Genomic DNA, 22041 nt, shown 5'->3' with positions numbered 1-22041 from the left:
GCGCTTCGCCAATGAACGGGGGTGGTCGTTCGCGAAGGACGGCCGTGCGTCGCCGCAAGTGGCGTGGCGGCGGGCAGGGGGCGGCGGCAGTGTCTGGTCATCGAGGGCCGGTCGTCGGTCTCCTCCCTGAAACAGGACGCACCGTCATGAAGACCTTCGCCGCCATCACCCCCGTTCTCGCTCTTGTCGCCGCCGCTGTCGTCTCGGCCCCGGCCTTCGCCGCCGACCTGACCGTCGAGTTTCCGGCTGCTGCGCCTCAGGGCCAGATCATGGTCGCCCTGTTCGGCAGCGAGGCGAACTATGGGGGCGAGGGCCAGCCGGTGCGTTACGCCATGGTCGATGCGGCGGGCGGTCAGAAGAGCGCGACGTTCGAGGGTTTGCCCGACGGCGACTATGCGGTGCGCGCCTTTCATGACCTGAACGGCGACGGCAAGATGAACACCAACCCGTTCGGCATGCCGACCGAACCCTACGCCTTCTCCAACAATGCGGTGGGCAACATGGACCCGGCGTCGTGGGAGCGCGCACGGTTCACGGCGGCCGGCGTCGCCGTCCAGTCGATCGACCTGAAGTAAGCGACCGAGCCGGAGCCTGAAATGACCCCCTCCCGCCGTTCCTTCCTGATGGGCGCCGCCGCCCTTTCCGCCGCTGTCGCCACGCCCGAGATGGTCCGCGCCGCCGCCGCTCTGGACGCCGTCGCCGCGACGAAAGCCGACTGGGCGCTGGCGACCCAAGACGTCGAAGGCGACATCGCGCGCCAGACGATGCGCCTGATCCACGGCCGCGCGCCGGCGGGGCTGCAGGGCGCGCTCTATCGCAACGGGCCGGCCAAGTTCCGGCGGCCGGGCGGTTCGGCGACCCACTGGTTCGACGGCGACGGCATGATGCGCGCCTTCCGCATCCAGGACGGCCAGGCGACGCTGGAGGCCCGGTTCGCCGACACGCCCAAGCGCCGCACCGAGACCGAACTGGGCGCCGTCGTGACTCCAGGCTTCGGCACCAGGGGCGATGCGCGGGCTCGCATCGGTTCGAACGACGACGCCAATGCCGCCAACACGGCCGTCATGGTCGCCGGCGATCAGGTCTGGGCGTTGTGGGAGGCGGGATCGCCGCTGGCCATGTCGGCCTCCGACCTGTCGACCACGGGCTTCGTCACCCTGCGGGACGACCTGAAGGGCATGCCGTTCCAGGCCCATCCGCGTTATGCGCCCGACGGGTCGATCTGGAATGTGGGCATGGCCGGAAATCAGGCCGTCATCTGGCATCTGAACCCCGACCGCAGCCTGAGCGACGCCCAGATCGTGCCCCTGCCGCGCGCCAGCTATATGCACGACTTCACCGCCACCGACCGGCACGTGATCCTGGTGCTCCAGCCCTGGGTGTTCGAGACCCACGCCATGCCGGTGATCTCGGGTCTTGCCTGGCGACCCGAGATGGGGACGCAGGTCCTGGTGCTGGACAAGGACGACCTGTCCAAGCGTCGCCTCTACGACCTGCCCGGCTTCTTCCATTTCCATCTGGGAGACGCCTGGGCCGAGCGGGACGGCACGATCCGCTTCGACGTCGCGGCCAGCGACGATCCGCGCTTCGCGGTCGACGGCGCGCGGGTTCTGGTGGATGGGCATGGAGTGGTGCCGGGCGATCCGGCCAAGCTGGCCTTGATCACCCTGCGGCCCGATGGTCGCGCCGACATGACCTATAGCGACGTTGTGGGCGAGTTCCCGAAAGCCGATCCGCGCCGGGCGGGGCTGAAACGCAGCCTGACGGCCCATACCTCTGGCGAGACGCGCGGGCGCCCCCTGCCGACGGGCCTGGCCGTACACGACTGGGACAGCGGCCGCTCGAACGCCTTCGAGTTCGGCGTGCATCAGGTGGTCGAGGAGGCGGTCTTCGTGCCCAAGCCCGGCGCGACGGCCGAGCGCGACGCCTGGCTGGTCGGGCCGTCGGTCAATCTGAAGGACGGGCGCACCGAACTGCATGTCTTCGACGTGGCGCGGATCGAGGACGGCCCCGTGGCGACCTGGCAGGCGGACACGGCCCTGCCTGCCGGCTTCCACGGCGTCTGGGCGGGATAGGGGCCGCCGGGGCACAACCTTTGCGGGCCTTCACGGTTCGAAAAGGCTGACGTGCCAAGGTGAGACCATGACCCCCGATCAGACGCACGCCCAGACTCCCGCCGATCTTCGCCCCATCACCGCCCTGCGCTTCGGCGCGGCGATGTGGGTGGCCGTCTATACCTTCTGGGAAAACCTGGCCGGGGCGGGTCAGTCCGGTCTGGTGGCCAAGGGGTATCTGGGGGTCGAGCTGTTCTTCGTCCTGTCGGGCTTCATCCTCAGCCACGTCTATCTTCAGGCGGCGGGCGAGAAATCGTTCTCGTATAAAAGCTTCCTGTGGGCGCGGGTGGCGCGGGTCTATCCTCTGCACATCGCGACCCTGATCGGGGTCGGGCTGCTGGCCGCCGCCGCCCTGTTCGCGGGCATGAGCGTGGACGGCAATGTGCTGAGCTGGGCGTCGCTGCCCGCCAACCTGTTCATGGTCCACGCCTGGGGCCTGGCGCCCGTGGCGGGCTGGAACCATCCGTCCTGGTCGATCTCGGCGGAGTGGTTCGCCTACCTGTGCTTCCCTCTGTTCGCCTTCGTGTTCTGGCGTGCACGGCATCGTCCCATCGCGGCCGTCGTCGGCGCAGCGGCCTTCCTGGCCATCCTCTATTTCGTCTTCGAGCAGTGGGCCGGCTTCGCCCTGACCGAGGCGACCATCCGTTGGGGCGCGCTACGGATCGTGCCGTGCTTCGCCTTGGGGTGCGCTCTTTACCTCGTCTATCGCCGCGCGCCCTTGAAGGCGCCGTGGCTGAGCGCCGCCGTCTCGTTCGGCCTGATGGTCCTCAGCGCGGCGCTCGGCCTATGGGACGGAGTGACGGTTTTGCTGGCGGGCGCCCTGATCTTGTCGCTGGCGTCGCTGCCGAACGAACGCGCCGGATGGCTGGCGTCCAAGCCTGCCGTATACCTCGGCGAGATCAGCTATTCGGTCTATATGGTCTGCGTGCCGTGGAAGCTTCTGGCCGTCGGTCTCGCCGCCAAAGTGTTCGACGCGCCCGACAAACAGCTTCAAATTTTCGTGTGGTTGGCGATTTTGGCCCTGCTGCCGGTCGTGGCCGCCGTCTCGTATCATCTGGTGGAACACCCAGCCCGAAAGGCTTTGCGCGGTATGGCAAAGCGCAGCAATAAGGTTTCGGCAAACAGTTTGAAGTCCAGCGCTACGCCGAAACAACTTGCTACCGAGCGTGAACCCATGGCCTAAAGGGCGTCCCAACGGCGGGTCGGGATACCCCTAAGCATGACGAAACGGCTCAAAGCCGCCGCGGTTGCGGCGACCCTCGGTTTTTTTGCGTTGGGCGCAGTTCCCACCAGCGCAAAGGCTGACGAGCCGTATTGGCAGTGCGTGACCTTCGCGCGCATGTTCTCGGGCATCAATATCTTCGGCGACGCCTGGACCTGGTGGCGTCAGGCCTCCGCCGGCTTCCGCACCGGCAAGGCGCCGGAAACCGGCTCGGTTCTGGTCTTCCGTCCCGAGGGCCGCATGAGCCGGGGCCACGTCGCCGTCGTCTCCGACATCCTGACCGACCGCGTGGTCCGCGTGACCCACGCCAACTGGGGCGGCAGCCGCGGCAAGGTCGAGGAGAACGTCACCGTCGTCGACGTCTCACCCTCCAACGATTGGTCGCAGGTCAAGGTCTGGTACAATCCGATCAACGATCTCGGCACCACGGTCTATCCGACCTACGGCTTTATCTACAAAGGCGCGCGTGACGCCTTCGACGCCGGCCGTCAGATCGCCTCGAACGTCTCGGCCCAAGGCCAGCACTAAGCTTGCGCCGCTCGCCATCGCGGGCGATAGGCGGGCATGACCCAATCCAGCGACATCACCTACGCCGGCTATCTGGCGTTGGACGACCTGCTTTCGACCCAGCATCCGCTGTCGGACCAGCACGACGAGATGTTGTTCGTCGTCATCCACCAGACCAAGGAACTGTGGCTCAAGCAGATACTGCATGAGACGGCCCTGGCCCAGCGGCTGGTGCGCGCCGGCGACCTGGTCCCCGCCTACAAGAGCCTGGCGCGGGTGTCGCGCATCCAGGCGGTGATGACCCACAGCTGGGACATCCTGTCGACCATGACCCCGGCCGACTATCTTCGGTTCCGGGGCTCCCTCGGCTCGTCTTCGGGCTTCCAGAGCGATCAGTTCCGCCGTTTCGAGGCCATGCTGGGCCTGAAGGACGCCAGTTTCCTGAAGTTCCACGAGGACCGCCCCGAGGCCCTGGCCGCGCTTCGGGCCGCCATCGCCGCGCCCAGCCTGTACGACGACGCCCTGGCCCAGTTGGCCCAGGCGGGTCTGCCCGTGCCCGCCGAGGTGCTGAACCGCGACGTGACCCAGCCTTACGAGCCTTCGGAGGCCGTCGAGGCGGCCTGGCTGGAGGTCTATCGCGATACAGAGCGCTGGTGGGTGCTGTATCAGCTGGCTGAGAAGCTGGTCGATCTGGACGACGCCCTGCTGACCTGGCGACACAAGCACGTCGTGACGGTCGAGCGCATCATCGGCCGACGCCGTGGCACGGGCGGAACAGAAGGCGCGGCCTATCTGGCCTCGACCCTGACCAAGCGCTGCTTCCCCGAGCTGTGGTCCCTTCGCACCAAACTTTGATGTCGCAGGGCGGCAACCTTCGCCGCGCCCGGCCATTTCGCCGTTCGACCGCAACAGCGGAAGGATAGACGAGATGACCAACCCCAACGCCCACGACATCAAGGTTCTGAACGGCCTGATCGAAACCACGCTGGACAGCGCCGATGGCTATCGCGAAGCCGCCGAACAGACGCAGGACCCGCATTACCGCACCCTGTTCGAGCGCCGCAGCGCCGAACGCCAGCAGGTCGTCGAAGACCTGTCCTCCGCCGTGCGCGGTCTAGGCGGCGATCCCGAATCCGACGGCTCGATCCTGGCCAAGGCGCATCGCGCCTTCCTCGACGTGAAACACGCCCTGCTGCGCAACGACGATTCCGTCGTCGGCTCGATCAACAGCGGCGAAGGCTTCATCGCCGGCAAATACGAAAAGGCGCTGGAGGATACCGGCATTTCCGCCACCACGCGCGAGACGATCCGGCGGGCCTATGCGGCGGTGAAGACCGAGCATGAGCAGATGGAAGCGCTGAAACATAGCCTGGAAGGCCAGCGCGATGCGGACAATCCGCTGTTCCCCACCTAACTCCGGCCCTACCTTGAATAGAAGTGGTTCAGACCATGGCGCGTTAAAGTAAGCATCAGACCCGAAACGGAAATTAATCCAAGCGATAGAGGTCTAGTCAGGGTTGTCGCAGATGGAAGCCATCCAGTTTTGCCGACCAGCCACGTAATGAGGACCAAAAGCCAACAAAGGAAAAGTCCGTGCATCATTAAGCGGACGCCAAAAGGTGGCCGGTCACGCAGGTAATCGTCCAATTGATCGTCAGGTGATCGGCTCCCGAAGATGAGAGACATGATCCTTTCCGAAAGGGTTCGATCCTCTGGCGTCATTAGATGATGGCCACCCCGTCTATAACTGATGTCAATCCAGCGTTGCTGCACCAACAGGCATCCATGAAAAAGGCCCCGGCGTCACCGCCGGGGCCTTCGTAATTTCAGTGTCCTGCCTGAACCTAGGCTTCGTCGCCCTTGGCGGCCGAACCGGTTTCCGGAACCACGGCGCCCTTGACGGGACGGACCGTCTGGCGCTCGGCGATACGGGCCGACTTGCCGCGACGATCGCGCAGATAATAGAGCTTGGCGCGACGCACGACGCCGCGGCGCTTCACTTCGATCGACTCGATGTTCGGCGACAGAATGGGGAATTTGCGTTCGACGCCTTCGCCGAACGAGATTTTGCGGACCGTGAAGGTTTCGCTGATGCCGCCGCCGTCACGGGCGATGCAGACGCCTTCGAAGGCCTGGACGCGCTCGCGCTCGCCTTCCTTGATCTTCACGTTGACGCGCAGGGTGTCGCCGGGTTGGAAGACCGGGATCTTGCGTTCGCCCAGGACGCGGGCTTTTTCTTCGGCGTTCAGCTGTTGAACGATGTTCATGTCATTTCTCCTCGGGCTTTGCGCCCTTTAGCTGTGATTTGGCGGAATGCGCCTGCCAGAGATCCGGCCGCCGCTCCCGCGTTGTCTTCTCCCGCTGCGCCTCGCGCCATTGCGCGACCTTCTTGTGGTCGCCCGACACCAGCACCTCGGGTATCTCCAGCCCCTCGAACGTCCGCGGTCGCGTGTACTGCGGGTGTTCCAGAAGCCCATCCTCGAAGCTTTCGGACGACAGGCTGTCTGCCGCGCCGAGCACACCGGGGATCAGTCTTACGCACGCCTCGATCGCGACCATCGCCGCCGCCTCGCCACCGGCGAGAACCGCGTCTCCGACCGAGACCTCCTCGAACCCGCGTGCGTCGAGCACCCGCTGATCCACCCCCTCGAAACGACCGCAAAGCACGACGATTCCGTCGGCTTTCGCCCATTCCTTGACGCGCGCCTGGGTCAGGGACCGACCCCTGGCGCTCATGTACAAAAGCGGCCGCTGGGGTCCCGGCAGGCTATCCACCGCCCGAGCCACCACGTCCGCCTTAAGCACAGCTCCCGGGCCGCCACCCGCAGGGGTGTCGTCCAGGAAGCCGCGCGTATCTGTGGAAAAGGCGCGAATGTCAACCGTTTCCAGGCTCCACAAGCCCTTCTCGCGCCACGCCGTGCCGATCAGAGACACGCCGAGCGGGCCGGGAAAGGCCTCGGGAAACATGGTCAGGACGGTCGCGGTAAAGGGCATGGCGCGCGCCCTTTACCGCCCCGTGACGGGAAAGGCGAGCCGAGTCAGGTCGTCGGCGCCCCGCCGCCCGCCGCGATCCAGCCGTCCACTTGGTCCTCCAGCACGTCGAGCGGCACCGAGCCGGAGCCCAGGACCACCGCGTGGAAGTCCTTGATGTCGAACCTGTCGCCCAGCGCGGCCTTGGCCCGGTCGCGCAGTTCCTCGATCTTCAGTTCGCCGATCTTGTAGCTGGTCGCCTGTCCGGGATTGGTGATGTAGCGCTCGACTTCCTTTTCGATGTCGCGCTCGGACAGCAGGGAGTTCTGGCGGAAATAGTCCATCGCCTGTTCCCGGCTCCAGCGCTTGGCGTGCAGGCCGGTGTCGGTCACCAGCCGCACCGCGCGCCACAGCTCGGTCGAGAGCCGGCCGAAGTCGGAATACGGGTCCTGATAGAAGCCCATCTCCTTGCCCAACTGCTCGGCGTACAGGCCCCAGCCTTCTGCGTAGGCGCCGTAACCGCCGAACCGGCGAAAGCGCGGCAGGCCCTCGATCTCCTGCGCATAGGCAATCTGGAAATGGTGCCCCGGGGCGCCCTCGTGATAGCTGATGCCCTCGATCTGGGGCTTCAGCACCTGAGTCATGTCCGACAGATTGACGTAGTAGATGCCCGGCCGCGATCCGTCCGGCGCCGGGGAGTTATAAAAGGCGATGGAGGCCGTCGCCTCGCGGAACGGCTCGACCGCCCGCACCTCCAGCGCCGCCTTGGGCAGGGTCGAAAACCATTGCGGGGCCGCCGCCATCACCTGGGCGATGAAGCCCCGCGCGTCCGTCAGATACTGTTCTTTGCCCTCGGCCGTGTTCGGATACTGGAAGCGCGCATCGGTCTTCAGGAAGGTGAAGAAGTCCTGCAGCGTGCCGGTGAACCCGACCTGGGTCTTGATGACTTCCATTTCGGCCTGGATGCGGGCGACCTCGTCCAAACCGATCTGGTGGATCTGGTCGGCGGTCAGGTCGGTGGTGGTCGAGAGCTGGAGCCGGGCGTTGTAGTAAGCCTCGCCCTGCGGCAGGCGCCACACGCCTGCATCGCTGTCGGCCTTGGGCTGCACTTCGGCCAGGGCCGTCAGTACAGTCTCGAACCCAGCCTTGTAGGGTCCGGTCAGGGCGGCGCGGCCCTCCGACAGCAGCCTGTCCTTGGTCGCCTGATCGGTCTCCAGCGCCGCGACCTTCTTGTTGAAGTCGGCCCAGACCGGATTGTCGGCGCCGCCGTCGAAGGGCGCGCCTGAGATGACATTGCGGGTATTGGCGATCGAGGGTTCGAACACGAAGCGGGGCGACACTACGCCGGCCGCCGCGCGCTGACGCAGTTCATCGGCGACCTGGTCCATCTGCACCTCTGCGGCGCGCAGGCGGCCGACATAGGCCTCCGCATCGGCGACGCTGGAGACGCGGTGGTTGTTGATCAGGAAGACCGGCAGGCTGGTGGTCGGATTGCCGTTGGCCGCGAACTGAAAGCCCCAGTCGCGCCACTGGTTCGACAACCGCGCCTGCTGGACGCCGTATTCGAACATCCGCCACGACAGCCGCGCCTGCGGACCCAGCTTCTGCGGGTCGAATTGGGCCTTCATCTGCGCCAGCTGGGTCTCCTGCAGCGCCAGGGACCGGTCGGCGGCCGCATCCGACACGTCGTCCAGCTTGTCGTAGTCGGTCTTCATCCCCAGTGAGGTCATCTGCTGCGGGCTCAGCGCGATGCGGGCCTGGAAGGCGTCCTCGAAGAAAGCGTTCAGCCGCGCGTCCTCGCTTTGGGCTTCGGCCGCCGGCGCCCCCGTCCCGACAGTCGCTGGCGTTTGGGCCATGGCGGGCGCGGCGGACAGGACCGCCATCATGGCGGCGGACGAGATCAGAAGACGACGCATGGACAACCCCTCGTAAAACAGGGTGGCACCTTCGGGGCAGCCGCCGACCGACGCAAGCGGTTCAGGAGATCCAGGTGTTGCGGCACTCCGACACGGTCCAGCCGGCGACGCCCGCGCGCACCCGGCACACCACGCCGATGCCGGCCCGCGGACCCTGCACGATGCCAGCCTCTATCAGTGCGCCCTGACTGTCATAGCGAGGGCGCTTGAACTCGACCCATTGGATGCGCGGACGACCCTCGTCCTCAGGCCGGTCGGTCGCGGCGCCATAGATTTCCGGGAAGCTGACGCCATACCGGCTCCAGTCGCAGTCCGGCTTCCAGTCGGTGTCGTCATCCAGCTTCAACGGCGGCGCGACGTTGCCGGGACCGAACTGATAATGCTCCCGCGCCACCGCCGCGATCACGGCGCAGTCGTCGCCGTTCGTCGCGTGGCTAGCCCCTTCGACTTGCGCGCGCGAAGGCGTCGCGCAGCCTGACAGGACGGCGGCGACCATCACGGAGAATAGTCCTGTCGTCGGATTTCTCATTTTCTGATCTCCTGAACGGACTGGACCAACGCCTCAGGATGCATCTCGCCCATCACCATGCAACCCAAGGCCAAGATCGGCGTTTGGACGGAGCTTGACCATATCAACAAGGGGTTCACACCATGCGCAAGATCATCACTCTGACCATCGTCGCCGCCGCCCTGGCCGTGTCGGCCTGCAACACCATCGCCGGCGCCGGCCGCGATGTCTCGGCTGCCGGTTCTGCCGTCACCACCGGCGCCAACGACGCCAAGAACTAAGGCTTCGGCGAAGTCGATGCTGGAAAGGCCCGTCGGATCACCGGCGGGCCTTTCTCGTATCCGTCGCACGACGGTGTTATGGTGCGCCATCAGACAGGAGACGGACGATGGGCTTTCTCGACAATGTGGTGAAGGGTCTGGGCGACGACGCTGCGGGCGGACTGGGCGACCTGCTCAAGGGCCAGGGCGGCATCGGCGGCCTGGCGGAGAAGTTCGGCCAGGCGGGCTTGGGCGACCTGGTCGGTTCCTGGGTCGGCACCGGTCCGAACGCCAACATCTCGCCCGAACAGATCGCCGCCGTCATCGGCTCCGGCCCCATCGCCGACATCGCCGCCAAGATGGGCGTCTCGCCCCAGCAGGCCGGCGAGACCCTGGCGGGCCTGCTGCCCGAGGCCATCGACCGCCTGACCCCCGGCGGTCAGATCGACGGCGCAGACGACCTGCTGGGCAAGCTGCCGGGCGGTTTGGGCGACATGATCGGCGGTTTCCTGAAGCGCTGAGGCGTCAGGACGGCTGACCCTCGGGCGCGGCGACGGCGGCGTCCTGTTCGACCTTCTGGCGTGCCTGAAGCGCGGTCTGTTTGCTGGCCACGACAAAGGCCAGGACGATGGCGAACACGCCGATGATCGTCGAATAGAGGAAGAAGACGACGTAGCCCGCTCCCAGCGCGGCGGGGGTCACGCCGCTGGTCGCCGCGCCCGCCGCCAGCGAGCCTTCCGGCAGGCGGTCAAACAGGGATCGCAGGCCGGCGAACGGTCCTGTCCCCTCGGCCGCGCGGGCCGAGGCCTCGACGATCCGACCGGATTGCGACGCGATCAGCTTGCCGGGCAGGGCGTACAGCGAACTGAACAGGGCGTACTGGGTCGCGGTGAAACCAATCGACGTCAGGCTGGACATATAGGCGATTAGGGCCGTGCCGGCGTAGCCGGTGGCGATATTGTCCACCCCGATGGCGATTGTCAGGGCCGGAATGCTGGGCCCCTGGGTGGCCAGCCAGGCGAAGACCAGGTTCGACATTGGGCTCATGAAGGCGCCGATCACCATGGTTCGGATCAGCCCCAGCTTGGCCACCGACCAGCCGCCGATGATTACGCCCAGAGTGGTCATGATGACCCCGAACACCTTGCGGACCTCGGCCAGCTCGGTCTTCGAGAACCCCAGGTCCAGATAGAAAGGGTTCATGATGTTCAGCACGAAATCGGCCAGGCGATAGACGCAGATCAGCGCCAGGATCAGCGTCGCCACCCCCGAAAATCGCCTGTAGAAATCCGCCAGCGGCTCGCCGAACGAGCCCGCAAGATAAGCTCCCGGCCTGGTCCTCACCCCCGGAATGGGCCAACAGGCCAGGACCAGAAGCGCCAAGCCCGCGAATACCGCGACGACCTGCAGATAGACGCCGCCCGGCTTGGCGGCCCAGGCGTCGGCGATGGCTGTCTGGCCGTCTGCGCCCAGGCCGAATAGGCCCAGCAATCCGTTCAGCGGCCCCGCCTGCGCCGTCAGGCCCGAACCCACCACCATGGCGGCGGCGGCGATCACGATCAGGCGGGCGATCCACTCAAGCACTTCCAGCTTGGGACGCGACGGTGTGTCGCCCACCGGAATGGCGCGGATGGAGTGGGCCTTCTCACGCGGGGCGAACAGGACGCCGGCGATGCCGAACCCCATCAGGGCGGCCATCACCGCATAGGAGACGTTCCAGTTATAGAGATCGGCCAGCACCAGCGGCACGGCCCCGGCCACGATCATGGCGACGCGGTATCCCATCTGATAGGCGGCGGCCATGGCGCCGTGGCGGCTGTCGTCCGCCGCCTCGATCCTCCAGGCGTCGATGACGATATCCTGGGTCGCGCCGAAGAAGCCGACCAGGGTGGCGAAAAGGGCGATGGCCACCAGCGCATTCGACGGGTTCAGGCCCGAGATCGACCACAGACCGAAGACGACCACGGCCTGCGTCACCAGCATCCATGACCGGCGATGGCCCAGCAGTGGCGTCAAAAAGGGAATGGCTGTGCGGTCCACCAGCGGCGCCCAGACGAACTTCAACGAATAGCTGAGCGTGGCCAGGGCGAAGAAGCCGATCACTTCAAGCGTCTGGCCGCTCTCGCGCAGCCAGGCCGACAGGGTGTCGAAGATCAGCAGGTTCGGCAGGCCCGCCGAAAACCCCAGCAGCAGCATGATGAAGACGCGGCGCTCGCCATAGACGGCGAGGCCGCCGAAACGTCCGGCGGGTTTGCCGGTGGCGGCGGGGGTGGCTTGGTCGGTCATGCACGGCTCCGGCGCGGCGGCCGGAAACGCGGGCGCCTGTAACTCAGCCGACCTTGGCGCGGATGTCGCGCTTCGTCCAGCGGGCCAGGGCGGCGCGCAGGGCGTCGGCGTCCAACGGCTTGACGATATGGTCGTCCATGCCGGCCTCCAGACAGGCGCGACGGTCCTCGGCGAAGGCGTTGGCGGTCAGGGCCAGGATGGGCGTCGTATCGCCCCCGGCGCGGATGGCGCGGGCGGCGGCGGGGCCGTCCATGCCGGGCATCCGCATGTCCATGAAGACCACGTCGTAGCGTGCGCGTTTCAGGGCCGCGACGGCCTCGTCGCCGGTGGCGGCGGTCTCGACGGTGCAGCCCTCGCGGCGCAGCAGGGTGCGGGCTAGAAGCGCGCCGACGGGATTGTCCTCGGCCAGAAGGACGCGAATGCCGGCGAACTGAACGGGCGAGACGCGGTCGTCCTCGACATGGGCCGCGACGGGGGTGGTGCTTCTGTCGCTGGTCTCGGCGCCGATGGCCGCCAAAACGCGCTCTGCCAAAGAGGCGCGACGCAGGGGTTTGATCAGATAGCCGTGGAAGCCGGCCGACCGATAGCGCGCGATCAGATCGCGCTCGGACGGTTTCAGCAGGACGATGCCGCGACCGGTTGCAGGCAAGGCGGCCAAGGCGCCGACGGCGACACCCGCATGATCGACCAGCGTCACCGGCGCCTGATCCGTCACCGCGCCGCCCGAAGCCTCGATCTGGGCGCTGGCGGCGGACAGGACGAATGGGTCGGGCGAGCGCACCGCGACCGTATGGTTCCGCAACGGCTTGTCGCGCGCCACGGCGACGGCGGCGAAGGCGGCTTCGAAGCGGAAGCGGGCGCCCCTGCCGGATGTGCCGTCATCGGGCCGATCCTCGACCCGCACCGAACCCTCCATGGCGGCGGCCAGTTTGCGCACGACCGCCAGCCCCAGGCCGGCGCCGTCATGGCGCACGGCGTCGGAGGAATCGGCGTGACCGAACTCCTCGAAGATGCGCGCGCGGGCTTCGGGCGCGACGCCGGGCCCCGTGTCGTCGACCAGGAAGGCCAGGCGCGGGCGGGCCGCACTGCCGCCGGCGCGCTCGACCGTGATCCGCACGCCGCCGGTCTCGGTGAACTTCACCGCATTGCCGGCGAGGTTGAACAGCACCTGGCGCAACCGTCCTTCGTCGGCCAGGACATCGGGCGCGTCGGCGGCGACCGACCAGACGATCTCCAGACCCTTGTCATGGGCGCGTGGGCTGAGCAGTTCGGCGACGCCGCGCACCAGCCCTTCCAGATCGACGGGCGCTAGGTCGAACTCCAGCGCCCCGGCCTCCAGCCGCGCGAAGTCCAGCAGGTCGTTGACCAGGCCCAACAGGTGTTCGGCCGATTGGCGGGCGTTCTCGGCATAGGCGCGCTGGGCGCCGTCCAGCCGCGTCCGTTGCAGCAGGTTGATCATGCCGATCACGCCGTTCAGCGGCGTGCGCATCTCGTGGCTCATCAGCCGCAGGAACTGCTGGGCGGGATCGACAGGCTGAACAGCCTCGTCCTCGATCCGCTTCGTCGCCGTGCGTCGCGCCATGGTCGCTTCCCCGTTCGCGCGGACCCTAACGGCTGCGGGTTAAGGATCCCTCCATCCCGCAGCGGTCACGAATGAAGGAAGGGCGCCTGTTCTCCGTCGTCCTCGCGCATTCCGAAGGCCGTATCGCGAGACGCCACGCGTCGGTCGAAATCCGCCTCGGCCCCGACGGTGTTGCGGCGATAGATCAAGGCCTCGGCGATGTGGCGACGCAGCACGCCGGTGCAGCCGTCCAGATCGGCGATGGTGCGCGCCAGACGCAGGGTGCGGGTCCAGCCGCGCGCCGTCAGGCCTCCGGCCTCGCCCGCCCGCATCAACAGCATCCGACCCGCCTCGTCCGGGGTGGCGAACCGGTCCAGCGTATCGCCAGAGGCGCGAGCGTTCAGGCCCTGGGCTGGCTCCAGTCCCGCCTCGCGCACCCGATCCTCCTGCATGGCGCGGGCGGTCGCGACGCGCGCCCGGGCCTCGGCCGTGCCCTCGGCGGGCGGCGGCAGGGCCATGTCCGCGGCGGTGACGGGCGGGGTCTCCACCGTTAGGTCGATCCGGTCGAACATCGGACCCGACACCCGGTTCTGATAGTCGCGCTGACAGCGTGGAGCCTTGCCGCAAGCCCCGCGTCCGGCCCCGCCCATGCCGCAGCGGCACGGGTTCATCGCCGCCACCAGCTGGAACCGCGCCGGATAGCGGACATGGGCGTTAGCGCGGGCCACCACGATCTCGCCCGTCTCCAGCGGCGCCCGCAGCGAATCCAGCGCCTGGGCGCTGTATTCCGGCAGTTCGTCCAGGAAAAGCACGCCATTGTGCGCCAGCGACGCCTCGCCCGGCTTGGCGCGATGACCGCCGCCGGTCAGGGCCGCCATCGAGGCCGAGTGGTGCGGGCTTCTAAACGGCCGGTCCCTGGTCAAAGCGCCACGCTCGATCAGGCCGGCGACCGACCAGACCATCGAGGTCTCCAGCAGCTCCTGCGAGGTCAGGGGCGGCAAGAGGCCCGGCAGGCGTTGCGCCATCATCGACTTGCCCGATCCCGGCGGGCCGATGAACAGCAGGTTGTGGCCGCCGGCCGCCGCGATCTCCAGCGCGCGCTTGGCGCTCTCCTGGCCCTTGACTTCGCGGAGGTCCGGCACGGCCTTGCCGCTGGCCAGTGGGCCGGGCTCTGGCGCGCGCAGCACCTGGGTTCCCTTGAAATGATTGACCAAGCCGATCAGCGAGCGCGGGGCCAGGATGCGCGCGCCGCCGGCCCAGGCCGCCTCCGGTCCTGTCGCCTCGGGACAGATCAAACCCAGGCCCATGGCGTCGGCGGCGACAGCGGCCGGCAGGGCGCCGCCGACGCGTGCGATCTGTCCGTCCAGTCCCAGCTCCCCGATGGCGGCCCAGCCGTCTAGTGCGTCGGGCGCAATCACCCCCATGGCCGCCATCAGAGCGAGGGCGAGGGGCAGGTCGAAATGGCTGCCCTCCTTCGGCAGGTCGGCGGGGGCCAGATTGGCGATGATCCGCGCCGCCGGCAGGGCCAGGCCGATGCCGGAAAAGGCGCCGCGTACCCGCTCGCGGCTTTCGGCCACCGCCTTGTCAGGCAGGCCGACGATGGTGAAGACCGTCTCGCGGTTCTGACCGACCAGCTGGACCTCGACGTCCACGCGCCGGGCCTCCACCCCATCGAAGGCGACCGTGACAACCCGTGCGACCATGACGTCCTCCCGCTTCCCACGAAAGAACGAACCATGAACCGAAATCTAATTCAAGTGGCGGTCATGCAACCTGTGCGGCGCGGCGGGCTTCGATGGCGTCCCACATCAAGGCGGTGGCGTCGATGCCGGTGAAGGTCTTCAACTGCTGGGCGCCGGTGGGGGAGGTGACGTTGATCTCGGTCAGATAGTCCCCAATCACGTCGATGCCGACGAAGATCAGGCCGCGTTCCTTCAGCGTCGGGCCGATGGCCTTGCAGATTTCCAAATCGCGCGGCGTCAGTTCGACCGGCATGGCGGTGCCGCCGACGTGCAGGTTTGAACGCACGGCGCCGGCCGCCGGGACGCGGTTGATGGCGCCGACCGGCTCGCCGTCGATCAGGATGATCCGCTTGTCGCCCTTGGAGACGGCGGGAATGAACTTCTGGATCACCAGCGGGTCGCGGCTGCCTGCGGCGTGGATCTCGATCAGGGCGTCCAGATTGGGATCGTCGGCGCGCAGCTTGATCACGCCCGAGCCGCCGTTGCCGTGCAGCGGTTTCAGAACCACCTCGCCGTGCTTCTTGTGGAAGGCGGTCAGGGCGACGGGATCGGCGGAGATCAGCGTCGGCGGCTGCAGGCCGGGGAAGGCCGTGACCATCAGCTTTTCGGGCGCCGAACGCACCTGGGCCGGGTCGTTGACCACCAGGGTCCGGGGGTGGACCGTCTCCAGCAGATAGGTGGCGGTGACATAGGCCATGTCGAAGGGTGGATCCTGACGCATCAGGATGACGTCCACGTCCTCGGCTAAATCCAGCGTCTCCCAGTCGCCGAAGCTGACGTGGTTTCCCACCTCGCGGCGCACGGTGATCGGCCGGGCGCGGCAGTAGAGGCGGCCCTCCTCCAGCGCCAGGGTGCGGAAGTCATAGACCCACTGTTTGTGCCCGCGCGCCTGGGCCGTCTCGGCCATCAGGAAGGTGGTGTCCCCGGCGATGTCGACGGCCTCGATCGGGTCCATCTGGATGGCGATTTTGAGGGTCATGCTTGGGCCTATCGCGCTTCGCGCTACTTGAGGCCCGTCAGGTGCTTCGGGCCGGTAAGGTTCGGGGGTGGGGGTTGGAGCGCCCTAGTCCAGCTGACGCGCTTCCTCGGTCAGCATGATCGGCACGCCCTCGCGGATCGGATAGGCCAGCTTGGCGCCGGCCGAGATCAGTTCGTTGGCGTCGCGGTCGTAGGTCAGCTTGCCGCGCGTGACGGGGCAGACCAGCACTTCAAGCAGGCGCGGATCGACCGAAACAGGGGTGTTAAAAGCATCACTCATGGCGGTTTCCTGAAAGCGTGGCCGCTTATTGCATAGACGGCGCGGCGTCGTCACCGGCGTCGGCGGCGTCGATGCGCAGCAGGGCGGTCAGGGCCTCGGCGCGGGGCATCAGGCCCATGGCCTCCAGCAGCGCTTGTTTTTCGGCCGGCTCGAACGGCAGGGCCATCGACAGGCTGTTGACCAAGGCCTCCATCGGCGCGCTCTCGGCCGTCTCCCAGTCGATGTCCAGAAGGCGGTGGGCCATGTAGGCGCGCAGGGCGTCCAGGAAGGCCTCGCGGTCGAAATCCGGTTCTTCCGGCGGAGACGCCAGGTCGGATTCATAGGCCTCGAAGGCGGCGCGGATCTGGCGATAGGGCGCCTTGGACGGCATTTCGGCGGCGATGCGGAACCGCGACACCCCGGTAAGCGTGATCAGATACCGGCCATCGGACGTCTCGGCGAAGCTGGTGATCCGGCCGGCGCACCCGATCGGCGACAGGCTGGGCAGCGCCGGGGTTCCGCCATTGGGCTGGACCAGGCCGATGATCCGATCCCCGGCCATGGCGTCGTCCACCATGTTGAGATAGCGCGGCTCGAAGATGTTCAGCGGCAGTTGCCCACGCGGCAGCAGGATGGTCCCGCCCAGCGGGAACACCGGGATCACCTGCGGCAGATCGAGTGCGCGGACGTAACCTTGCGGCATCTTTTCTCCTTGGCCTATCGCCCTTCGGGCTACTTGAGGCCGGTGGTTTCGCGCTTATGAAAACAGGATCGACGACAGCCGGCGCCGTCCGTCCTTGGCCACGTCGGAACTGACGCCCGCCGCTTCGAAGATGACCAGCAGCTGCTTGCGCGCCGCCTGTTCGTTCCACTCGCGGTCGGCCTTGATGATGTGCAGCAGATTGTCGACCGCGCCCTGGAAGTCGCCGGCCGCGCTCTGGGCTTCGGCGAGGTCGAACCGGGCCTGGTGATCGTTCGGATCGGCCGCCACCTTGGCCTCCAGCTCGGTCGAAACGCCTGACGGGGCTTTCGCCGCCAGGGCCAGTTGGGCGCGCACGCTTTGGACCGTCGGCTCCTTGGAGTCCTGCGGCGCCATGGCGATGGTCTGCAGCGCCTGTTCGTGGTCGCCGCCGCCCAGATAGACCCGCGCCATGCCGGCGATGGCCTTTTCGTTCTCGGGTTCGATCGACAGGACATGGGCGAAGGCCTGGGCCGCGCCGCCGAAGTCGTTCAGGCCGAGAGATTCCTCACCCAGCTCCAGCAGTTGCGCCGTCTCGGTGGATCCGCCCTGGCCGCCGGTCAGCTTGTCGATGAAGGCCTTGATCTGGCTGTCGGGGATCGCGCCCTGGAAGCCGTCCACGGGCTGGCCATCGACGAAGGCGTAGACCGTGGGGATCGACTGCACCCGCAGCTGACCCGCATAGGCCGGATTGGCGTCCACATCAATCTTGACCATCTTCACCGCCCCCTTGGCGGCGCGCACGCCCTTCTCAAGCGCCGGCCCCAGGGTCCGGCACGGCCCGCACCAGGTGGCCCAGAAGTCCACGATCACAGGCTGATGCTTTGACGCCTCAATCACGTCCGTCATGAAGGAGGCGTCGGTGCCTTCCTTGATCAGGTCGTCGCCAGAGTGGCCGGGGGTCAGGGTCGGATCGAGCAAAGTCATGGGCGAAGTCCGTGCAGCGTCAGTCAGGATCAACGGTTCAGATGGCGTCGGGATGCGTCGGCATCAAGCGGCGATAGGGTCGCGCCGGGATTTCAGACGGGGGGCGCAGAAAACAGAGTCTAATTCGTCTGAATCGTCTGAAATCACCGCTCGCTCCCCTGCTGATCGGCCGTGGTTTCCGAGATGGGGCATCGGTCGCGGGGTTCAAGCGGTCGGTGGCGTCAAGAGAATGTGGGCGGCGTTGCATCCGTTCGGGCCGCTCGACGCCTCCTGTCCTTTGAGCCTGAGTTCAGGATCGTTTCGAGTGAGAAGACATGATCATCATCGCAGCGGTCCTTGCGGCAGCCCTGGCGGGCGGGGCTGAGGCTCCCCCGACCCCAGCGGCCGAGGTGGAGCAGGCCGACGAGGCCTTCTGGGCCGCCTATAATGACTGCGACCGGGATCGGATGGCGGCAGCCTTCACCGAGGACGCAGAATTCTATCACGACATCACCGGCCTGACGCGCGGACGCGACGCGATCGTCGCCTCGCTGATGAGCGGGCCGTGCGGGACGGCGGGCCAGCATCTGCGCCGCGAAGTCGTCCAGGGCACGGTCCAGGCCTATCCGCTGGCGGACCGCAATATCTTCCTCGTCGGGGATCATCAGTTCTACGTCCGGCAGGACGGCAAGGCCGAGCATATCAGCGCCCGCGCCCGGTTCGCCGATGTCTGGCGCCGGGAAGACGGGCGATGGCGGATGGCTCGGGTGGTCAGCTACGATCACGGCCCGCCGCCCTATGCACCGCCGCCCGTCGATGCGGCGTTCGACGCGACGCGCCTGCCATCATTCGCCGGTCGGTATCGGTCGCCGGATTTCGGCGACGTGACCCTGTCGGTCGAGGGGCGCGGCTTGCGAATGCAGTCCGGCGGTCTGTCGCTGGTCCTCTTTCCGGTCAGCGAGGCGCGTTTCGCCGCGACGGACCGGGATATTCAGTTCGCCTTCAATGGCGACGAGGTCACGATCTTCGATGGTGGCCAAGCGGTGACGACGGCGCAAATGCAGCGCTAGACGCTTGAGGTCAGAGCCTCGAAATCCACCAACACTGGCTCGCGTGTCAACAGCGACAGCACCCGCCGGAACGCTCTCTGATCCAGCGCCGTCGTCGCCGTATTGGTCAGGGGGTGGAAGTTGACGATGTCGGCGTCCCACAGGCGGCGGTCCAGGACGAAGGTCACGTGGCGGTCGATGTCGTTGATCAGGCCCAGCGCCGTGACGGAGCCGGGGCGGACGCCTAGCGTCTCCCACATCAGGGTCTCGTTGCCGAACGACAGCCGGCCTGATCCCATCGCCCCCGCCGCGCGCTTCAGGTCGATGACTGTGTCCTGGCGGGCGGAGATCAGCCAGAGGCGGCCTTTGTGGTCTTTCAGGAACAGGTTCTTAGTGTGGGCGCCGGGCAGGTCGGCCTTGAGGTCCAGCCCCTCCTCGACGCGGAAGACGGCCGGGTGGTCGTGGGTGACGTGATCCACGCCGTTCGCGGTCAGCCAGACGGTCAATGTCTCGCGGTCGAACGCCGGAGTGGCAGCGGGTTCGTCAGTCATGGTTGAGCCGTCGGGTTTCGGGCGTTAGGAAATGATCATGGTCGATACCGTGCAGACGCGCCCGCTGGAACTGGAATGCTATCCGATGACGGCCCGGCCGCCGGATCTGGTGCCCGGTCGCCAGTCGCGCAACTGGATGGACGCCTTCATCAGTCGCCACCCCTATCGCTGTTTGCCGCTGAACATGGCCAACACCACGGGGTGGGAGATTTTGTGCCCGTTCGGCTTCTCGGCCGAGTGGAACGGCGGCCCGCGTCAGGAAGACATCGTCATCACGCCGGACCGGCCCCAGCACGATCTGGACCATTTCGTCACCTCGCACTTCTCGCGCGGCGTCCTGACCATGCATCCCCAGTATCTGTTCCGCACGCCGCCGGGCTGGGGGATGATGTGCTCGGGGTCGCCCAACCATGTGAAGGACGGAATCCAGCCCCTGGTCGGCCTGATCGAGACCGACTGGCTGCCCTTCCCCTTCACGATGAACTGGATTTTCACCCGGCCGGGCCGGATCACGTTCGAGAAGGGCGAGCCCTTCTGCTTCATCAATCTGATCGAGCACAAGAAGGTCGAGCAGTTCCAGCCGATCATCCGCACCCTGGAATCTAACCCGGTGATGAAGGGCCAGTTCGAGGCCTGGAACCGCGCCCGCACCGACTTCAACCAACGTCTCGCCGGCGGCGATCCCGATGCGGCCAAGGAGGCTTGGCAGCGCTACTACTTCAAGGGCGAGGTGCCGGAAGATTTGGGCGCGGCGCCGGCCACCCACTCGAACAAGCGCCGGCTGAAGTCGCCGCGGGTCGGGTAATGTTTTGAATGTCTCCTCCCTATCGCGGAGCGATGGGGAGGTGGCGCGGCGCTCTTGACGCCGTGACGGAGGGGCTCTCTCCGTCTCCAAATGTTTGGGAGGCTTCAAGAGCCCCTCCACCACCGGCTTCGCCGGCGGTCCCCCTCCCCATTCGCTGCGCGAACAGGGAGGAGACGACGCGTTTACGCCGCCGGTCGCGTGACCTGCGGGCCAAGGTTCTGGACCACCTCGCGGGCGTCGAAGGCGTTGGGATCGCCAGCGGGCTTGGGTCCGCGGCCCATCACGATCTCGGCGTTGGCCTCGAAACGATCGACCTGACGAACGTCGAAGTCGTTGGCGCCCCACGGACCGTAACGGTCCCACGGGCTCCAGAAACCGCTGCGATAGTAGCGCCACGACGGACCCCAATAGGGGCTGTAGAAGCGGTTGTAGCCTGAATAGAACGGATCGGGCGTGCCGACGAAGCGGGTGTCGCGGTCGGTGGCGCGGTTGACGGTGGCGAACCAGTCGTAACCGCTCTCGACCGTCAGTTCGGCCGAACGCAGCAGCAGCGACTGCTCGACCTGCTCGCGCGAGGTCAGCGAGTTGCCGGAGAAGCTGACCCGGAAACGGTCGTTTTCCAGACGCTGTTCGACATAGCCGCCGCGCTGGCCGTTGAGGCCTGCGGGCTGGTAGGGGGTGGCGGTGGCGCAGGCGGCCAGCGCAAGACCGGCGGCCATGGTCATGGCCAGGGTCTTTAAGGGGAGGGCTTTCATGACATCAAACTCCTTGATCGCCCATTCGGGCGCTCTGACGGCTGAACGGAGCATGAACGGCGGCGTTCCCGATCAATCTAGGACGAAGCGTCGCGGCGTCTAGAGCCTGAGGACGATAAGCCCCGCCGCCGTCATCAGAAGGAGGCCGACGAAGACGCCGAATCCCCGCTTGAACCGGGGCTGCTGCATGCGACGCGACAGGGCCGCGCCGGACAGGGCGTAGGTGCTCATCGACAGCATATCCATGCCGATGGCGGCGACGGCGAACATCGCCATCTGCGGCGCGACCGGCCGGTTCACGTCCACGAACGGCGGCAGGACGGCGGTGAAGAACAGGATGGCCTTGGGGTTGGCGATCTGGACGGCGAACCCGTCGACCAAGGCGCTGCGCCCCTTCTTGACCACGACATGGTCCGGCTGGGCGGCGGTGGCGAAGGCGCCGCGCAGGGCCTTGATCCCCAGCCAGGCGACATAGAGGGCGCCCAGGACGGCGATGACCCTGAAGGCGGCGGGGAAGGCCTTGACCAGGGCGCCCAGACCCAGGGCCGCCGCGCCGAACCAAACCAAAGTCGCCGCATTCATGCCCACGACCCCGACGAGGGCCGAGGCCCGCCCTTTTTCGACGCCGGTGGCGACCGCGAACAGATTGGCCGGGCCCGGCGTGATCGCCATCACCGCCATCACGCCGAGGAAGGTCGAATAGAGGTGCGGATCGACGGGCAGGGCGGGCATGCGGCGCGATGTCGCTGCTTAGGTCGGCGCGGTCAAGGACCTCCGTCTCCTCCCCATGTCATGCGAGGAGACGGGGCGCGTCTTCAGCGCCGTGACGGAGGGGTTCTCACCGCATCGCAAGCGTCGGTGGGACTTCAAGAGCCCCTCCACCGCTTCGCGGTCCCCCTCCCCACGAGTGGGG

24 protein-coding genes are annotated in these 22041 nt (G+C 67.0%); 10 read left to right on the top strand and 14 right to left on the bottom strand.

Annotated elements, in window-relative coordinates; genetic code table 11:
* The first annotated feature begins 146 nt into the window (after positions 1–146).
* From CHRYSEO8AT_RS06155 to CHRYSEO8AT_RS06130, 6 genes are all read left to right on the top strand, one after another.
* Positions 147–575: a DUF2141 domain-containing protein gene (locus CHRYSEO8AT_RS06155; protein WP_159847778.1), complete on the top strand. Its 429-nt coding sequence runs from the start codon at positions 147–149 to the stop codon at positions 573–575.
* Positions 576–596: 21 nt separating this feature from the next.
* Entirely contained in the window at positions 597–2075 is a 1479-nt protein-coding gene (locus tag CHRYSEO8AT_RS06150) for a carotenoid oxygenase family protein (RefSeq protein WP_159847775.1), read from the top strand.
* A 67-nt stretch (positions 2076–2142) separates the two neighbouring features.
* Complete coding sequence (locus CHRYSEO8AT_RS06145) at positions 2143–3297, top strand: acyltransferase (protein WP_159847772.1); 1155 nt, start codon at positions 2143–2145, stop codon at positions 3295–3297.
* A gap of 36 nt (positions 3298–3333) precedes the next feature.
* A complete protein-coding gene (locus CHRYSEO8AT_RS06140) occupies positions 3334–3864 on the top strand; it encodes a CHAP domain-containing protein (protein ID WP_159847769.1) in 531 nt (176 codons plus the stop codon).
* A 36-nt stretch (positions 3865–3900) separates the two neighbouring features.
* Complete coding sequence (locus CHRYSEO8AT_RS06135; protein WP_159847766.1) at positions 3901–4698, top strand: tryptophan 2,3-dioxygenase; 798 nt, start codon at positions 3901–3903, stop codon at positions 4696–4698.
* A gap of 73 nt (positions 4699–4771) precedes the next feature.
* Positions 4772–5257: a PA2169 family four-helix-bundle protein gene (locus CHRYSEO8AT_RS06130; RefSeq protein ID WP_159847763.1), complete on the top strand. Its 486-nt coding sequence runs from the start codon at positions 4772–4774 to the stop codon at positions 5255–5257.
* 430 nt (positions 5258–5687) lie between these two features.
* Here the strand turns inward: CHRYSEO8AT_RS06130 and rplS are convergent, their stop codons facing one another.
* The 4 genes from rplS to CHRYSEO8AT_RS06110 form a co-directional block, all read right to left on the bottom strand.
* On the bottom strand, positions 5688–6110 hold the full coding sequence (rplS, locus tag CHRYSEO8AT_RS06125) for a 50S ribosomal protein L19 (protein ID WP_159847760.1): 423 nt from the start codon (positions 6108–6110) through the stop codon (positions 5688–5690).
* A gap of 1 nt (position 6111) precedes the next feature.
* On the bottom strand, positions 6112–6837 hold the full coding sequence (trmD, locus tag CHRYSEO8AT_RS06120; RefSeq protein WP_159847757.1) for a tRNA (guanosine(37)-N1)-methyltransferase TrmD: 726 nt from the start codon (positions 6835–6837) through the stop codon (positions 6112–6114).
* A gap of 44 nt (positions 6838–6881) precedes the next feature.
* Positions 6882–8729 (bottom strand): DUF885 family protein, encoded by a 1848-nt coding sequence (locus CHRYSEO8AT_RS06115; RefSeq protein WP_159847754.1) that lies wholly within the window; start codon positions 8727–8729, stop codon positions 6882–6884.
* Between the two features lie 61 nt (positions 8730–8790).
* Positions 8791–9258, bottom strand: coding sequence for a hypothetical protein (locus CHRYSEO8AT_RS06110; protein ID WP_159847751.1), 468 nt, complete (start codon positions 9256–9258; stop codon positions 8791–8793).
* 122 nt (positions 9259–9380) lie between these two features.
* On the opposite strand from CHRYSEO8AT_RS06110, the gene CHRYSEO8AT_RS06105 reads away from it, so the two are divergent.
* Both CHRYSEO8AT_RS06105 and CHRYSEO8AT_RS06100 read left to right on the top strand, forming a co-directional pair.
* Positions 9381–9518 (top strand): entericidin A/B family lipoprotein, encoded by a 138-nt coding sequence (locus CHRYSEO8AT_RS06105; protein ID WP_055754663.1) that lies wholly within the window; start codon positions 9381–9383, stop codon positions 9516–9518.
* Between the two features lie 107 nt (positions 9519–9625).
* Entirely contained in the window at positions 9626–10018 is a 393-nt protein-coding gene (locus tag CHRYSEO8AT_RS06100) for a YidB family protein (protein WP_159847748.1), read from the top strand.
* A 4-nt stretch (positions 10019–10022) separates the two neighbouring features.
* Here CHRYSEO8AT_RS06100 and CHRYSEO8AT_RS06095 read toward each other — a convergent pair whose 3' ends face one another.
* From CHRYSEO8AT_RS06095 to CHRYSEO8AT_RS06065, 7 genes are all read right to left on the bottom strand, one after another.
* Positions 10023–11783 (bottom strand): MFS transporter, encoded by a 1761-nt coding sequence (locus tag CHRYSEO8AT_RS06095; RefSeq protein ID WP_159847745.1) that lies wholly within the window; start codon positions 11781–11783, stop codon positions 10023–10025.
* A 43-nt stretch (positions 11784–11826) separates the two neighbouring features.
* The gene (locus CHRYSEO8AT_RS06090) at positions 11827–13365 is read right to left on the bottom strand and encodes a response regulator (RefSeq protein WP_159847742.1); all 1539 of its coding nucleotides are present in this window, start codon (positions 13363–13365) and stop codon (positions 11827–11829) included.
* Positions 13366–13430: 65 nt separating this feature from the next.
* Positions 13431–15047 carry a YifB family Mg chelatase-like AAA ATPase gene (locus tag CHRYSEO8AT_RS06085; protein ID WP_159847739.1) on the bottom strand — a complete coding sequence of 539 codons (1617 nt, stop codon included), beginning with the start codon at positions 15045–15047 and terminating at the stop codon, positions 13431–13433.
* Positions 15048–15108: 61 nt separating this feature from the next.
* Positions 15109–16065: a glutathione synthase gene (gshB, locus tag CHRYSEO8AT_RS06080; RefSeq protein WP_159847736.1), complete on the bottom strand. Its 957-nt coding sequence runs from the start codon at positions 16063–16065 to the stop codon at positions 15109–15111.
* 84 nt (positions 16066–16149) lie between these two features.
* A complete protein-coding gene (locus tag CHRYSEO8AT_RS06075; RefSeq protein WP_159847733.1) occupies positions 16150–16344 on the bottom strand; it encodes a Trm112 family protein in 195 nt (64 codons plus the stop codon).
* Positions 16345–16369: 25 nt separating this feature from the next.
* Positions 16370–17026, bottom strand: a complete 657-nt coding sequence (locus CHRYSEO8AT_RS06070) for an LON peptidase substrate-binding domain-containing protein (protein WP_159847730.1) — start codon at positions 17024–17026, stop codon at positions 16370–16372.
* Between the two features lie 54 nt (positions 17027–17080).
* Positions 17081–17989 (bottom strand): co-chaperone YbbN, encoded by a 909-nt coding sequence (locus CHRYSEO8AT_RS06065; RefSeq protein ID WP_159847725.1) that lies wholly within the window; start codon positions 17987–17989, stop codon positions 17081–17083.
* Positions 17990–18303: 314 nt separating this feature from the next.
* Here CHRYSEO8AT_RS06065 and CHRYSEO8AT_RS06060 point away from each other — a divergent pair, with 314 nt between their 5' ends.
* Entirely contained in the window at positions 18304–19038 is a 735-nt protein-coding gene (locus tag CHRYSEO8AT_RS06060; protein ID WP_159847722.1) for a nuclear transport factor 2 family protein, read from the top strand.
* On the opposite strand, the gene CHRYSEO8AT_RS06055 is transcribed toward CHRYSEO8AT_RS06060, so the two are convergent.
* Entirely contained in the window at positions 19035–19568 is a 534-nt protein-coding gene (locus CHRYSEO8AT_RS06055) for a prolyl-tRNA synthetase associated domain-containing protein (protein WP_159847719.1), read from the bottom strand. The genes CHRYSEO8AT_RS06060 and CHRYSEO8AT_RS06055 overlap by 4 nt on opposite strands.
* Before the next feature lie 37 nt (positions 19569–19605).
* Here CHRYSEO8AT_RS06055 and CHRYSEO8AT_RS06050 point away from each other — a divergent pair, with 37 nt between their 5' ends.
* Positions 19606–20373 (top strand): DUF6065 family protein, encoded by a 768-nt coding sequence (locus tag CHRYSEO8AT_RS06050; protein ID WP_236547445.1) that lies wholly within the window; start codon positions 19606–19608, stop codon positions 20371–20373.
* 182 nt (positions 20374–20555) lie between these two features.
* Here CHRYSEO8AT_RS06050 and CHRYSEO8AT_RS06045 read toward each other — a convergent pair whose 3' ends face one another.
* Both CHRYSEO8AT_RS06045 and CHRYSEO8AT_RS06040 read right to left on the bottom strand, forming a co-directional pair.
* A complete protein-coding gene (locus tag CHRYSEO8AT_RS06045; protein WP_159847713.1) occupies positions 20556–21128 on the bottom strand; it encodes a hypothetical protein in 573 nt (190 codons plus the stop codon).
* 99 nt (positions 21129–21227) lie between these two features.
* A complete protein-coding gene (locus CHRYSEO8AT_RS06040) occupies positions 21228–21860 on the bottom strand; it encodes a LysE family translocator (RefSeq protein ID WP_159847710.1) in 633 nt (210 codons plus the stop codon).
* Positions 21861–22041: the final 181 nt, after the last annotated feature.

Origin of the sequence: Brevundimonas sp. G8 (assembly GCF_902506205.1) — a bacterium.
In the GTDB taxonomy this organism is placed as follows: domain Bacteria; phylum Pseudomonadota; class Alphaproteobacteria; order Caulobacterales; family Caulobacteraceae; genus Brevundimonas.
Note: the sequence above shows the minus strand (reverse complement) of the source record. Positions and strands in the feature narration are given on the sequence as shown.

What these genes read in the sequence shown, in the direction of transcription:
- CHRYSEO8AT_RS06155 (WP_159847778.1), top strand. Translation starts at nt 147, where the DNA reads ATGAAGACCTTCGCCGCCATCACCCCCGTTCTCGCTCTTGTCGCCGCC.
- gshB (WP_159847736.1), bottom strand. Translation starts at nt 16,065, where the DNA reads ATGACCCTCAAAATCGCCATCCAGATGGACCCGATCGAGGCCGTCGAC.
- rplS (WP_159847760.1), bottom strand. Translation starts at nt 6,110, where the DNA reads ATGAACATCGTTCAACAGCTGAACGCCGAAGAAAAAGCCCGCGTCCTG.
- CHRYSEO8AT_RS06115 (WP_159847754.1), bottom strand. Translation starts at nt 8,729, where the DNA reads ATGCGTCGTCTTCTGATCTCGTCCGCCGCCATGATGGCGGTCCTGTCC.
- CHRYSEO8AT_RS06070 (WP_159847730.1), bottom strand. Translation starts at nt 17,026, where the DNA reads ATGCCGCAAGGTTACGTCCGCGCACTCGATCTGCCGCAGGTGATCCCG.
- CHRYSEO8AT_RS06140 (WP_159847769.1), top strand. Translation starts at nt 3,334, where the DNA reads ATGACGAAACGGCTCAAAGCCGCCGCGGTTGCGGCGACCCTCGGTTTT.
- CHRYSEO8AT_RS06085 (WP_159847739.1), bottom strand. Translation starts at nt 15,047, where the DNA reads ATGGTCGCACGGGTTGTCACGGTCGCCTTCGATGGGGTGGAGGCCCGG.
- CHRYSEO8AT_RS06040 (WP_159847710.1), bottom strand. Translation starts at nt 21,860, where the DNA reads ATGCCCGCCCTGCCCGTCGATCCGCACCTCTATTCGACCTTCCTCGGC.
- CHRYSEO8AT_RS06105 (WP_055754663.1), top strand. Translation starts at nt 9,381, where the DNA reads ATGCGCAAGATCATCACTCTGACCATCGTCGCCGCCGCCCTGGCCGTG.
- CHRYSEO8AT_RS06130 (WP_159847763.1), top strand. Translation starts at nt 4,772, where the DNA reads ATGACCAACCCCAACGCCCACGACATCAAGGTTCTGAACGGCCTGATC.
- CHRYSEO8AT_RS06145 (WP_159847772.1), top strand. Translation starts at nt 2,143, where the DNA reads ATGACCCCCGATCAGACGCACGCCCAGACTCCCGCCGATCTTCGCCCC.
- CHRYSEO8AT_RS06110 (WP_159847751.1), bottom strand. Translation starts at nt 9,258, where the DNA reads ATGAGAAATCCGACGACAGGACTATTCTCCGTGATGGTCGCCGCCGTC.
- CHRYSEO8AT_RS06060 (WP_159847722.1), top strand. Translation starts at nt 18,304, where the DNA reads ATGATCATCATCGCAGCGGTCCTTGCGGCAGCCCTGGCGGGCGGGGCT.
- CHRYSEO8AT_RS06045 (WP_159847713.1), bottom strand. Translation starts at nt 21,128, where the DNA reads ATGAAAGCCCTCCCCTTAAAGACCCTGGCCATGACCATGGCCGCCGGT.
- CHRYSEO8AT_RS06095 (WP_159847745.1), bottom strand. Translation starts at nt 11,783, where the DNA reads ATGACCGACCAAGCCACCCCCGCCGCCACCGGCAAACCCGCCGGACGT.
- CHRYSEO8AT_RS06150 (WP_159847775.1), top strand. Translation starts at nt 597, where the DNA reads ATGACCCCCTCCCGCCGTTCCTTCCTGATGGGCGCCGCCGCCCTTTCC.
- CHRYSEO8AT_RS06050 (WP_236547445.1), top strand. Translation starts at nt 19,606, where the DNA reads ATGGTCGATACCGTGCAGACGCGCCCGCTGGAACTGGAATGCTATCCG.
- CHRYSEO8AT_RS06065 (WP_159847725.1), bottom strand. Translation starts at nt 17,989, where the DNA reads ATGACTTTGCTCGATCCGACCCTGACCCCCGGCCACTCTGGCGACGAC.
- trmD (WP_159847757.1), bottom strand. Translation starts at nt 6,837, where the DNA reads ATGCCCTTTACCGCGACCGTCCTGACCATGTTTCCCGAGGCCTTTCCC.
- CHRYSEO8AT_RS06135 (WP_159847766.1), top strand. Translation starts at nt 3,901, where the DNA reads ATGACCCAATCCAGCGACATCACCTACGCCGGCTATCTGGCGTTGGAC.
- CHRYSEO8AT_RS06100 (WP_159847748.1), top strand. Translation starts at nt 9,626, where the DNA reads ATGGGCTTTCTCGACAATGTGGTGAAGGGTCTGGGCGACGACGCTGCG.
- CHRYSEO8AT_RS06075 (WP_159847733.1), bottom strand. Translation starts at nt 16,344, where the DNA reads ATGAGTGATGCTTTTAACACCCCTGTTTCGGTCGATCCGCGCCTGCTT.
- CHRYSEO8AT_RS06055 (WP_159847719.1), bottom strand. Translation starts at nt 19,568, where the DNA reads ATGACTGACGAACCCGCTGCCACTCCGGCGTTCGACCGCGAGACATTG.
- CHRYSEO8AT_RS06090 (WP_159847742.1), bottom strand. Translation starts at nt 13,365, where the DNA reads ATGGCGCGACGCACGGCGACGAAGCGGATCGAGGACGAGGCTGTTCAG.